At 65.6% G+C, this 12,872-nt stretch carries 10 protein-coding genes; 7 read left to right on the top strand and 3 right to left on the bottom strand.

The annotated features are described in order from the left end of the window. Positions 1–59: 59 nt before the first annotated feature. Entirely contained in the window at positions 60–2,537 is a 2,478-nt protein-coding gene (locus JL101_RS09520; RefSeq protein WP_203103452.1) for a glycogen/starch/alpha-glucan phosphorylase, read from the bottom strand. A 311-nt stretch (positions 2,538–2,848) separates the two neighbouring features. On the opposite strand from JL101_RS09520, the gene JL101_RS09515 reads away from it, so the two are divergent. The 5 genes from JL101_RS09515 to JL101_RS09495 all read left to right on the top strand — a co-directional run bounded on the left by JL101_RS09515 (position 2,849) and on the right by JL101_RS09495 (position 8,565). Further along, a complete protein-coding gene (locus JL101_RS09515) occupies positions 2,849–3,988 on the top strand; it encodes a GNAT family N-acetyltransferase/peptidase C39 family protein (RefSeq protein ID WP_228435379.1) in 1,140 nt (379 codons plus the stop codon). Continuing rightward, entirely contained in the window at positions 3,989–5,473 is a 1,485-nt protein-coding gene (locus JL101_RS09510) for a RimK family protein (protein ID WP_203103448.1), read from the top strand. It begins immediately after the preceding gene. Between the two features lie 460 nt (positions 5,474–5,933). Continuing rightward, positions 5,934–6,407 carry a sigma-70 family RNA polymerase sigma factor gene (locus JL101_RS09505; protein ID WP_158045815.1) on the top strand — a complete coding sequence of 158 codons (474 nt, stop codon included), beginning with the start codon at positions 5,934–5,936 and terminating at the stop codon, positions 6,405–6,407. Positions 6,408–6,740: 333 nt separating this feature from the next. Next, entirely contained in the window at positions 6,741–6,974 is a 234-nt protein-coding gene (locus JL101_RS09500) for an anti-sigma factor family protein (RefSeq protein WP_201071281.1), read from the top strand. 112 nt (positions 6,975–7,086) lie between these two features. Then, positions 7,087–8,565, top strand: a complete 1,479-nt coding sequence (locus JL101_RS09495; RefSeq protein ID WP_203103446.1) for an alkaline phosphatase D family protein — start codon at positions 7,087–7,089, stop codon at positions 8,563–8,565. Here JL101_RS09495 and JL101_RS09490 read toward each other — a convergent pair. Next, positions 8,562–9,857, bottom strand: coding sequence for a tetratricopeptide repeat protein (locus JL101_RS09490; protein ID WP_203103444.1), 1,296 nt, complete (start codon positions 9,855–9,857; stop codon positions 8,562–8,564). The two genes, JL101_RS09495 and JL101_RS09490, sit on opposite strands and share 4 nt — an antisense overlap. A 433-nt stretch (positions 9,858–10,290) precedes the next feature. On the opposite strand from JL101_RS09490, the gene JL101_RS09485 reads away from it, so the two are divergent. Both JL101_RS09485 and JL101_RS09480 read left to right on the top strand, forming a co-directional pair. Beyond that, positions 10,291–10,905: a transglycosylase SLT domain-containing protein gene (locus tag JL101_RS09485; RefSeq protein WP_203103442.1), complete on the top strand. Its 615-nt coding sequence runs from the start codon at positions 10,291–10,293 to the stop codon at positions 10,903–10,905. A gap of 78 nt (positions 10,906–10,983) precedes the next feature. Next, complete coding sequence (locus JL101_RS09480) at positions 10,984–11,826, top strand: 23S rRNA (adenine(2030)-N(6))-methyltransferase RlmJ (RefSeq protein WP_203103440.1); 843 nt, start codon at positions 10,984–10,986, stop codon at positions 11,824–11,826. Between the two features lie 78 nt (positions 11,827–11,904). On the opposite strand, the gene JL101_RS09475 is transcribed toward JL101_RS09480, so the two are convergent. After that, positions 11,905–12,573, bottom strand: coding sequence for a phasin family protein (locus JL101_RS09475; RefSeq protein WP_203103438.1), 669 nt, complete (start codon positions 12,571–12,573; stop codon positions 11,905–11,907). Positions 12,574–12,872: the final 299 nt, after the last annotated feature.

The raw sequence follows: 12,872 nt of genomic DNA, 5'->3' as shown, positions 1-12,872 counted from the left end.
CAAGCTGGCAGGAAGAAGGACGGCCCACCGCCCCTCCTCCGCCGATGCTCTTCCGGGAATTACTCCTCCGGCAGGACCGGAATGACGTTCCAGATATCCCGGGCGTATTCGCCGATGGTCCGGTCGCTGGAGAACCAGCCCATCGACGCGGTGTTGATGACCGCCTTCCGGGTCCACTGGTCGGGGTTGCGGTACAGGTCGGTGGCGGCCTCGTGGGCCTCCCGGTAGGCCTGGAAGTCGGCCGTCACCAGGAACGGGTCGCCGCCGTCGGTCAGGGACTGGATCAGCGGGCGGTACCGGTGCGGATCGTCGGGCGAGAAGACGCCGCTCGCGATCATGTCCAGGGCCCGCTTCAGCGGCGGGTTGGCCGCTATAACGTCGCGCGGGTTGTAGTTGCCGTGACGGAGCGAGCCGGCCTCCTCGGCATTGAGGCCGAAGATGAAGATGTTCTCCGGTCCGACCGCCTCTCGGATCTCGACGTTGGCGCCGTCCAGCGTGCCGATGGTCAGGGCGCCGTTCAGCGCCAGCTTCATGTTGCCGGTGCCCGACGCTTCCATCCCCGCGGTGGAGATCTGCTCCGACAGGTCGGCCGCCGGCATGATCACTTCCGCCAGGGTGACGTTGTAGTTCGGCAGCAGGGCGATCTTCAGCAGGCCGCGGACGGCGGGGTCCTGGTTGACCACCTTGGCGACGTCGTTGATCAGCTTCAGCACCAGCTTCGCCATATGATAGGACGGAGCCGCCTTGCCGGCGAAGATCTTGGTCACCGGCACCCAGTTGACCGTCTGGCTGTCGCGCATGTCGTTGTAGAGCGCGATCGTCTGGAGCACGTTCAGGAGCTGGCGCTTGTACTCGTGGATGCGCTTGACCTGCACGTCGAACATGCTGTCGACCGAGACCTCGACGTTCAGCTCCCGCCCGATCAGCGCGGCCAGGCGCTTCTTGTTCTGGCGCTTCGCCCGGCGGAACTCCTCGCGGAACACCTCGTCCTCTGCGCGCGGCTTCAAGGCCTCCAGCTCCTCCAGGTTCCGGATCCAGCCGCTGCCGATCCGGCTGGTGATCAGGTCGGACAAGGGCCGGTTGGACTGGTGCAGCCAGCGGCGCGGCGTGATGCCGTTGGTCTTGTTGTTGATCCGGTCGGGAAACTCCCGGTGGAGGTCGGCGAACACGGTCTGCTTCATCAGTTCCGTGTGGAGGCCGGCGACGCCGTTGACCTTGTGGCTGCCGATGAAGGCCAGGTTGCCCATGCGCACGCGGCGGTCGCCGTTCTCGTCGATCAGCGACACCCGGGCCAGCGTGCCGCTGTCCACGGACTTGCGCGCCTGCACCTTCTGCAGGAAGCGGCCGTTGATCTCGTAGATGATCTGCATGTGCCGCGGCAGGACCCGCTCGATCAGCCGGACCGGCCAGGCTTCCAGGGCTTCCGGAAGCAGGGTGTGGTTCGTGTAGGAGAAGGTGCGCTGGGTGATGTCCCAGGCATGGTCCCAGTTGAGCGCATGCTTGTCGACCAGCAGGCGCATCAGTTCGGCGATGCCGATGGCCGGGTGCGTGTCGTTGATCTGGATCGCCGCCTTGCCGGGCAGTTCGTCGAAGCCGCTGTGGTGCTGGGTATAGCGGCGCAGGATGTCCTGGAGCGAGGCGGACGTGAAGAAATATTCCTGCTTGAAGCGAAGCTCGCGCCCGGCATCGGTCGCGTCGTTCGGGTACAGCACCCGGCTCAGGTTCTCGGACAGGATCTTCTGCTCGACGGCCTTCATGTAGTCGCCGTCGTTGAAGTGGCCGAAATGGAAGTCGCTGGTCGCCCGCGCCGACCACAGGCGGAGCGTGTTGATGGTCCTGCCGCCGTAGCCGACCACGGGGGTGTCGAACGCCATCGCCAGGACGCGCTCGGTATCGACCCACTTGTAGGCCCGCTCGCCCATGCTGTCGCGGGTCTCCTCGACCCGGCCGTAGAACTGCACGGGATAGAGCACTTCCGGACGCGGGAATTCCCACGGGTTGCCGAACTGCAGCCAGTGTTCCGGGTGCTCGACCTGCCAGCCATGCTCGAACCGCTGCTCGAACAGGCCGAACTCGTACCGGATGCCGTAGCCGTAGCCCGGCAGGCCCAGGGTCGCCATGCTGTCCAGGAAGCAGGCCGCGAGGCGCCCCAGGCCGCCGTTGCCCAGGGCCGCGTCGGGCTCGACGTCGACGATGTCGTCCAGCCGCATGCCCAATCCGTCCAGCGCCTCGCCGACCGCCTGCATCACGCCCAGGTTGGCGAGGCTGTTGGTCATCAGGCGGCCGATCAGGAACTCCAGGGAAAGGTAATAGACCCGCTTGGCGTCGGCCTGGTAGTAGTTGCGCGTGGTCTCCATCCAGCGGTCGACCAGGCGATCCCTCACCGCGAACGCCGACGTGGTGAACCAATCGCGGCGAGTAGCCGAGCGGCTATCCTTGCCGACCGTGTAAACCAGGCCTTCGAGGAAGGACCTCTTGAAGGCTTCGGTGTCAAGGCCCCGGTGTTCCAGGTTCCGCGGATTGTAGCGAGCGTCCATGGATACGCGACTTTCTGCTGCAAACTTCATGAATCGGATCGCGCGTCCCCTCGTGCCACGCGAATGATTAACCGTGTACCGCTTTTTTAGTTAAGACTTCCTAAGCGTTGCTGTCCGGATCTCGGCGCCCGGTTCATTTCGCAGCATCTTCCCTGCTATCGTGAAGAGAGTAGGATGTGGTGCCACCGACCGTGCCGGTGCCTATCCCGTAGGGCAAGATGCTGGACCATACCACGCATACAAAACTAATCCACCAGAGTGCGCCGGCAAATACGATCAGACGCGCTACCGTTTCGGATATCCCGGCGCTTTTGGAGGTCGAGAACCGCTCGTTCGAGTCGGACCGCCTCACCCGACGCAACTTCAATTACCTCCTCAAGCGCGGTAACGCCGTCTGCCTGGTCGAAACCCATGCGGTGGCATCCGCCGCCGGCACCGCCGGGGAGGGACCGCCGCAGCCGCGCCGCATCGCGGGCTACGTGCTTCTCCTGTTCAATGCCGGGACTTCCCTGGCGCGGCTCTACTCGTTCGCGGTCGATCCGGATTTCAGGCGGCAAGGGGTAGCCCAAAGGCTGCTGGCGGAAGCCGAGCGCGAGGCCAAGGAGCACGAGTGCGTCTATCTCAGGCTGGAGGTGCGGCGCGACAACGAGCCGGCCATCGAGCTTTACCGCCGGGCGGGCTACCGGGAATTCGGCATCTACCGGGACTATTACGCCGACCACATGGAGGCGCTGCGGCTGGAAAAGCGGCTGGCCAACGCCGCCGGACCGCGCGGCATCCGGGTGCCCTATTATGAACAAACTTTGGATTTCACCTGTGGCCCGTCGGCCCTGATGATGGCGATGAAGGCGCTCGATCCCACGCTCGACCTGAACAGGGCGCTGGAACTGCGGATCTGGCGGGAATCCACCACCATCTTCATGACGTCCGGCCATGGCGGATGCGGTCCCTATGGGCTGGCCCTGTCCGCCTGGCGGCGCGGCTTCGGCGTGGAACTGGTCCTCAACGACGACCGCGCGCTGTTCCTGGACAGCGTGCGCAGCGAGGAAAAGAAGGAGGTGCTCCGGCTCGTCCAGGAGGACATGCAGAAGGACATCGCGGAAACCGACATCGCGGTCGGCTACCGGAGCTTCGGCGCCGGCGAGCTGACCGAGCTCGTGGCGTCAGGAGCAATCCCGGTGGTGCTGATCAGCTCCTACCGGATCTACCACGAGAAGTTTCCCCACTGGGTCGTTGTCGCGGGATGCGACGAACGGTTCTTCTATGTCCACGACCCCCTGGTCGAAACAGCCAAGCACACCAGCGACACGGATCGCGTCAACATGCCCATCCTCAAGAAGGACTTCGAGCGCATGGCCCGCTACGGCAAGGCCCAGCTCAAGGCCATGGTCGTCCTCCGATCCCGCCGGCAAGGACCCGCGCGGGGTCAAACCCGCCAGGATCAACACTGAATGTCGTCCCATCTGATCATCGTCGACAGGTCCTCCGACTTCAAATTCGACCGCACCGATCTCGAGATCATCACCACCAAGGACTACATCGCCCGGCCGGACGCAGTCCGGTCCCGCAACCCCAAGATCGTCAACCTAAGCCGGGCCTACAGCTATCTGGGCGCCGGCTACTACTGCTCGCTGCTCGCCGAGGCGCGCACGCAGAAGGTCATCCCGTCGGTCAAGACCATCCTGGACCTCAGCCAGAAGAGCATCTACCGCTACGCCCTGCCCGAGCTGGAGGAGCTGCTGCGCCGGCGCCTGAAGCGCATGGCGCAGCCGCCCGAGGCGTCGTTCACGCTCTACAGTTTCTTCGGCAGCGCCGACGACCGCCGGTTCCAGGATGTGACCCGGCGCGCCTTCGACGTGTTCCGGTGCCCCATGCTGAAGATCCAGATCCGCCTGAAGGACGACTGGCACATCCATTCGCTCCAGCCCCTGTCGCTGGACGACCTGCGGACCGACCAGGAGGACCATTTCCGCGCCGCGCTCGACGCCTATACCAAGGCGACCTGGCGCGAGCCGACGGAGAAGGCGCCGCCCCGCTACACCATGGCGATGCTGCACAACCCCAAGGACGAGCTGCCGCCCAGCAGCGCCAAGACGCTGCAGAAATTCATCAGGGCCGGGGAGGCGCTGGGCATAGCCATCGAGCCGATCGAGAAGAAGGACTATCTGCGCCTCGCGGAGTACGACGCGCTGTTCATCCGCGAGACCACGTCGCTGGACGACCATACCTACCGCTTCGCCAAGAAGGCGGAGAAGGAAGGCATGGCGGTGATCGACGATCCCAACTCGATCCTGAGATGCACCAACAAGGTCTACCTGGCCGAACTGCTCAGGGCGAACAAGGTGCCGGCGCCGAAGACCATCATCCTCGACAAGGCGAAGGTCGCGACGATCGAGCAGGACATCCCCTACCCCATCGTCCTGAAGATCCCGGACGGGTCGTTCTCGCGCGGGGTCTACAAAGTGCAGAACCGGGGAGAGCTGGAGGCGACAGCCGCCACCCTGTTCGAAGAGTCCGACGTCATCCTCGCCCAGGAATTCATGTATACGGAGTTCGACTGGCGGGTCGGCGTGCTGAACCGGCAGCCGATCTTCGTCTGCCAGTACCTGATGGCGAAGAAACACTGGCAGATCGTCAAGCACAACAGCGACGGACGGTTCGAGCAGGGCTCCTTCAAGACCATGCTGGTGGAGGAGGCGCCCAAGGCCGTCGTGGAGATCGCGGTAAAGGCCGCGGGCCTGATCGGCAATGGACTCTACGGAGTTGATCTGAAGCAGAACGATCGCGGCATCTTCGTCATCGAGATCAATGACAATCCGAACATTGATACCGGGGTGGAGGACCTCAGATTAAAAGATGAATTGTATAAAATTATCGTTCGCGAGTTCATAAGACGTTTGGATGGTCGGACGAATGGTGAAGCCGGGCGCAGCTAATCGATATACCGCTTATTTGCACTTCCCCTGCGAATTTCTTTGGTTCTCCCGATTGGAACATTCGCAAACGGTCCACGTTGAAATCGCACCAACACCGGAGCAACCGGGCCGGCGCCAGAAACTGGAGCCACCGGGCACGCTCCGCAGCGATGAGGGATCGACAAGCCGACCGTGACCAGCATGGACCGCTCATGAATTGAACCCAGAGGACCGGGTCCGACAAGGCGCCTTCACCGGCGCCGGATCCGGGGAGGGCCGGCTGCCACCGGCACTCCAGGGCGAAGCTTTGCCCGCGATGCGGGACAAGTTCACCTCCGCCGACCAAGACCCGGTGAGGCACCGGACGCTCCAGGACCTGCCAGTCCGGACCGCCTGGGACCAAACCCACTCCCGACCGTTCGAGGGCGCAGCACCAGACCCCGGGGCCGCCCTCCCAGAACAGAGACCATTGGAGCGTACTATGGCTTACTCGTTCGACATGGAACTAGTCAACTGCATTCCCAATCTGCAGCGCTATGCCTGTAAGCTTACTCGCGACGCTTCGAGCGCCGAAGACCTCACCCAGGACTGCCTGGCGCGTGCCCTGTCGCGTTCCCATCGCTTCGAACCCGGCACCAACATGCAGGCATGGCTGACGACCATGCTGAAGAACCTTCACTTCAATAATCTGCAGCGCGACAAGCACGTCACAAAGGTCGAGCTGTGGGACCACGCCATGTCGGTCGAACCGGCCCAGCTCTCCCGCCTCGTGTTCCGCGACGTCGACCGCGCCTTCGACAGCCTGACGCCCTGCCAGCGCAAGGTCGTGCGGCTGGTCGCCATCGAGGGTCGCCCCTACCAGGAAGCGGCGGAGAAGCTGAACGTGTCGATCGGCACGATCCGGTCGCGCCTGTGCCGCGCCCGCGAGCGGCTGAACACCCTGATGGCCGCCTGACCCGGAGGCTGGCCGCAGGTTCCATGGCTCCTGCCGTATGCCCGGCGGGAGGCGCCCGGAAGGAAGTCAGCCGGGCACCTCCCGCCGGAACAAGGAGAGGGGGAACTTTGTTTAGGACCCGACGCCACGATTGTAGCCGGTTCAGTCGCTTTTTCATGCATACCGGGAGGTCGCGGTCCGCGAACGCCATTGCGGATACCCGGTGGTTTAGCGTAAATGGCATAGAAGTGCTTGACGGCCTCAAGAGTGCTCATTGTCCATCAGGAGACCGCCTGCTTCGGTTTGTTCCCGTTGCGGGGTGAACCGCCCCTAGTAGCGCCGGGATGTACACCAATGAAGCGACTGACCATGAGCGACATCAATGCCTATCTTGATGGCGCGCTGAGCGACGAGGAAAAGCGGGAGGTGGAGTTGGTGATCAAGACCGACATCGAAGCCGCCGCCCTGCTCCAGCAGTATCGCCAGCATGTTCAGGAGCTTCACCGGATCTACGACGGCGTCCTCAACGAACCGGTACCCGAGCGGATGCTCGACATTCTCCGCCGGCGCAGGTCGGAAGGAACCTGATCCGCCGGTCCCGGCGACCCGGCTCAAATCTTCACGGTGCAAACGGAACCCGCGTCCGGACGGGGCGTTCATATTCCTCGGTCGAACTTCCAGGATAGTCGGGCGCCTTTGAATGCCGTTGCCGCCGAAGAAGAAAGAACGTCGAGAGCTGATCGGTCCAGTCCTGCATTTCCGCGGCGTGCAGGGTGAACGCTGGCGGGTTTCCGCCCTTTTCGTCCTGACCGGGGCGGCCGAACCTCCGGACATGGCCGTCGACGGCGTGATGCTTCCCGTGCCGCCCCGCCATGTCGCGTCGCTCGGCCAGCGCCATGTCTGGCGCTGGGAATTCGCGGTCCCGCGCGCGGCGGACGACACCCGCGTCGGCTACGGCTTCCGCGGCGGGGACCGCTGGTACATGACGGTTCCCGGCCTGTCCGGAATGCCGCGGATCGCCTATACCGCCTGCAACGGGACCGAGGACGAATCGGTGTTCAGCCAGCAGGACCTGCCGCGCAATGCGCGCTGGGGCCACCTGAACGCACAGCACCGCGTCCGCCCCTTCCACCTGCTCCTGCACGGGGGCGACCAGCTCTATGCCGACGCGGTCTGGGACGATTGCCCCTCCCTGCGGAAATGGGGTTCACTGCCCCCGCGGGAGCAGCTGTCGGCGCCGTTCACTTCCGCGATGTCGGAGGAGGCCGAAAACTTCTACTTCGACCTCTATTGCCGCCAGTGGAGCCAAGCGGAGGCGGCGGCCCTGCTGTCGACCGTTCCGTCCGTCATGATGTGGGACGACCACGACATCTTCGACGGCTGGGGTTCCCATCCCGACGACCGGCGGACCTGCCCGGTTTTCCAGGGGGTCTACGAGGTCGCGCGCCGAAGCTTCGCCCTGTTCCAGGTCGGCTGCGCCCCTGACGACCCGCCGGATTGCGTGTGGGGCGGCGAACTGGGCACCTTCACCCAGGGCTTCCGCATCGGCGATCTCGGGATCTTCGCCCCGGACCTGCGCACCGAGCGGACGCAGGCGCGCGTGATGTCCGAGGCGACATGGGAGGCCCTGCCCGGCTGGCTCGACCGGTTCGACGGGTGCCGCCACCTGCTCCTGATGTCGAGCGTGCCGATGGTCTTCGCGAACCTGCATGCCCTGGAGAAGCTGATCAACTTCCTGCCGGCGCAGGCCGCGATGGAGGACGATCTGCGCGACCAGTGGCGCAGCTACGTCCACGAGGAGGAGTATATCCGTCTCGTCCGCCTGCTGGGTGCCGTGGCCCGCGACCGGGACATGCGGATCACGGTGGTCTCCGGCGAGATCCACCTGGGCGCCTGCGGGGTGATCCACGGCCCCGGCTTCGACCTGTGGCAGCTGACCTCCTCCGGGATCGTTCATCCGGCGCCGTCCCGCATGTACGCGAACGTCCTGGAACGGCTCAGCCGCGGGACGGAGACCATCGCCGACGGCATGACGCTGGAGATGGTGCCCTTTCCCGAGACCGGCCGCCGCTACATCCGGGCGCGGAACTGGCTGGCCCTCCATTTCGACGAGGAGGGCCGCCTGAACGCGCACTGGCAGGTCGAGGGCGAGCGGGAACCGCTGATGCGGGTCGTCTAGGCCGGCAGCCGGGCGACCATGACCAGGCCGGGCACCGGCTGCCCCTTCTCCCAGCGGGGCACGGCCTCCTCCAGCACGACGATCTCCAGGCCCGCCTCGGCGACCATGCGACGGAGGTAGGCCGGGCTGTGGGCGAAGCGGCGCGACGGGCCGAGCACGAAGCCGTCGCCGTCGCACCGCTCCGTCGTCGCGCAGAACAGGCCGCCGGGCTTCAGGGCCAGGGCGGCGGTGGCCATGACCTCCGCCAGGTCGCCCACATAGACGAGCACGTCGGCGGCGACGACGAGATCCCAGACGCCTGGCTCCCGCGCCATCACCGCGGTCATCTCGCCGACTTCCAGGCCGTCGTAGACGCCGCGGCTCCCGGCCTTCCTCACCATGCGGGGCGCCAGGTCGGACCCGTGGAGCCGTGCGGCCAGCGGCCTGAAGGCGACGCCGGCCAGCCCCGTGCCGCACCCGACGTCCAGGACGTGGAGATCGGCGGCGCCAGGGCCGAGCACCTGGTCGACGGTAGCCCGCAGGGTCTGGGGCGCCTGGTACTTCAGGCGGATGGTCAGGTCCTCGTCGAACCGCTCCGCATAGCGGTCGAACAGGGCGCGGACATAGGCCTGCGACATGGTCTCGGTCGTGTCACCCTCGATCCGGGCGATCAGGGCTTCCGCGCCGTGGAGATCGGCGGGATCGGCGTCGAGGCAGGCCCGGAGCGCCGTCAGCGCCTTGGAGCGTTCGCCCAGCTCCAGCCAGGCGCGGCCCAGCACGAACTGGCCGGCCGCATGGTCGGGACGCCGGCGCAGCACCGGCTGCAGGGTCTCGACCGCGGCGAGCGGATCGCCGGATGCCACCAGGACGTCCGCCAGCTCGACCGCCGTCCCGGCGTCCCCGGCATCCAGGAAGAGCGCCTCCCGGAAATGCTCGATCGCCTCCAGCGGCTGCCCCGCGCCGATCAGGAGACGGGCCAGGGCGCGGTGCCCGGCGGCGCTGTCCGGCCTTCGCTCCAGCAGGTCCTGCCACAGGGCGATGGCTTCCGCGGTTTCGCCGCATCGGACCAGCGTGTCGGACAGGCCGGTCCGCCAATCCATCCGCCCGGGCTCCTGCGACAAGGCGACGCGGAAAGCCTCGGCGGCCTCATCCCAGCGCGCGTCGTCGGCGAGAAGTTGTGCCAGGGCTCCCGATGCTTCCCCGCATGCGGGATCGGCCGCGACGGCCTGCCGGAACGCCATCTCGGCGGCGGCCGCGTCGCCGGCATCGCGCAGGGCATAGCCCGATACGAGGGCGAATTCGGCGGGACTCAAAGGATTTGCAGGACTGGCAAGGTCGGCCGTATCGTCACCGGCCGGGCGGAGAAGCTGATCTGTCAAGATTGAGGGACCCGTGAAAGGCTGCCGCCATATAACCAAGGGGATATGGCAGATGCCACCCGAAGGGTCAATATTGGTTTTTCAATACCTCTATTTTGCCCACTATCGTCTTCGATCGTAGCTGATCGGTTTCTCCCGTGTAACGGGTTGGAGTTACATAGGAGTTGACGGTCGGAAGAATATCTGGAAAACATCCTTACGGATGCCGGGTGTGGCATCTGGAACTCAAGCGAGGAGGCGGTCGCCGTACCGGTATCGGCGGCCGGTGGTCAAATCCGTGCGTGCGCACGGTGCCAGCGCGCAAGCTGGTGCGACAAGGGGGATCAGAGCAATGCGGGCACTTGGCCGGCGATCGAGCATCCGGTGCATGGGTCTTTTCGCCTTGATGGCGGCCGGACTTGGCTTCACCCCCTTCGGAACTGCGCAGGCGGCAAGCTGCACGGAGCATGTCCTCGAAGCCGAGCAGGAACTCGGCATCCCCCGCGGCCTCCTCCTGTCGATCGCGCTGGTGGAGAGCGGCCAAGACGGCAGGCCCCAGCCCTATGCCATGAACATCAACGGCAAGGCGATCTATTCGGAGACGGCGGACGAGGCCCGGAACCATCTGCTCGACAGCCAGGGGCGTATCCGGCCGAATGCGACCGTCGGTTGCATGCAGCTCTCCGTCCAGCATCACCGGGCCAACTTCCGCCCGGTCGAACGCATCCTCGACCCGTCCGCCAATGTCTGGTACGCCGCCCGCTACCTGAAGCGCCTTCGCGCCGATTCCGGCAGCTGGAGCGTCGCGGTGGCCCGCTACAACGGCGGCAGCCGCTCCCAGCAGCGGGACTATACCTGCAAGATCCACAAGCACCTGGAAAGCCTGGACCTGAACAGCGCGGCCCTGCTGGACGGAGCCCGCTGCGCCCGCCAGGGCGATCCGGCGATCGCTCCGGATACCCGCAGGGCGTTCCGCCGCGCCCAGGTCGCGGCCGAGGGGTGACCGGCAGGCGGCGGTTCTGACCCGGGCACCCAAGGCGGGGCTGGTCCGGCGCCGGTCGACGCGCTACATGATCGGCCCATGAACTACCGCCACATCTATCACGCCGGCAGCTTCACCGACGTCATGAAGCATGCCGTCGTCGCCATCATCCTGAGCCGGCTCGGACTCAAGCAGACGCCCTACGGCGTGCTGGACACCCATGCCGGCATCGGCCGCTACGATCTCGCCTCGCCCGAGGCGGGCCGGACCGGCGAGCATCTCGGCGGGATATCCCGGATCATGGCGGCCGCGGACGGGCTTCCGGACGACTTGGCGCCCTATCTGGACGCGATACGCGACCTCAACGGCACCGGCGGGCCGCTGCGCTGGTATCCCGGCTCGCCGCGGCTGGCGCGCATGCTGATGCGGCCGTCCGACCGCCTGCTCCTGGCCGAGTTGCATCCCGAGGATGTCGAGACCCTGCGGCAGGAATTCGCGCGCGACCGGAATACCTCCGTCCAGCACATGGATGGCTACCATGCCCTGAAGGCGCACCTGCCGCTGAAGGAGCGGCGCGGCATGGTCCTGATCGACCCGCCTTTCGAGACGCCGGACGAGTTCGAGCGGATGGTCGCGGCGCTGGCGCTCGGCCACGGGCGGTGGCCGACGGGGATCTACGCCCTGTGGTATCCGATCAAGGAGCGGCCGGCCGTCTGGCGTTTCCAGGACTCGCTCGAACGGACCGGAATCCGGAAGATCCTCGTCGCGGAACTGACCGTCCACGAGGAGGACACCCACAAGCGGCTGAACGGCTGCGGCATGATCGTCGTCAATCCCCCATGGCAGCTGGACAAGGCGCTGCGGACGGTGCTCCCGGCCCTGCACGGCGCCTTGGGCGCGGAGGCCGGCGGCTCGAGGGTCGAGTGGCTGGTGCCGGAGTGAGGCCGATCCCCGGATAACGAAAACGCCGCGGCCCCGTTCGGAGCCGCGGCGTTTACCGGACCTGGCTTATGAACCGGATCAGGCGGTCTTGCGGGCCTGCTGCTTGACCTGCCCGTTGATCCGCTGGGCGGCGTCGTTGGCGACGCGGGCGGTCACCTCGGAAATCTTGACGCTGCTGTTCAGCAGAAGCTCGACCTCGGCATTGACGAGATCGCTCTGGGCGGCGAGCAGATCCTGAACGGTGCGGGCGCGCATGATCGAGTTCACGCCGTCGATGTTACGCTGCACCGCGCTCTGGGTGTAGTTCACCCACTCGCGCATCACCGACTGGAAGCCGTCGGCGAGGACCGAGCTGGCCTGCATCATGACTTCCAGGTTCTGCTGGGTCCGCTTGGTGACTTCCTCCGAAGCCTTGGCCTGCATGCTGAAGACGCGGCCGAACTGCTGGCTCGACTGCTCGGTCATCTGGCGGGCGGCTCCGGCGGTGTCCTCCGCGACGCGGGCGACCGTCTGCGAGGCCTTCCCGGCGACGTCGCTGCCGGCTTCCATGCCGCGCTTGACGGTCTCGGCGCCCTGCTCGGCGGTCTTCTGAGCAACTTCCGCGCCCTTCTCCGCGACGTCGGCAGCTTCGCGGGAAGCCTTCTTGCCGGTATCCGCGGCCTCCGCGGCGGCGGCACGGGTGGTCTTCACCGTTTCCTCACCTGCGTCCTTGGCGGTGCGAGTGGTGGTGTCCTTTTCGGTCGCCATCGTCTACTCCTCAGGTATCGCTTCGCGTCCGAGCCGAAGCCGGACGGGACGTTAACGGTTGATTAACTGTGATTGTTGCGCCGCTATATCACGATATCGCGGGTGCAGCAAAGTAATTTTGGATGAAATTTCTGCACAGACGTTAAAACCAGCATTTAATATTTATCTTAGGTGCAGCGCACACAAGCATCTGGTCGTCACTTCGGCGTATTGCAACTGCCCTTTGGATAGAGGTGGAAGCTGCCCATTCTGGACAAAACCTCGCGGGGTCTTGCCGCGGGCCTGTCGTGGCGCACGAC

Source organism: Skermanella rosea, assembly GCF_016806835.2.
Lineage (GTDB): Bacteria > Pseudomonadota > Alphaproteobacteria > Azospirillales > Azospirillaceae > Skermanella > Skermanella rosea.
Note: the sequence above shows the minus strand (reverse complement) of the source record. Positions and strands in the feature narration are given on the sequence as shown.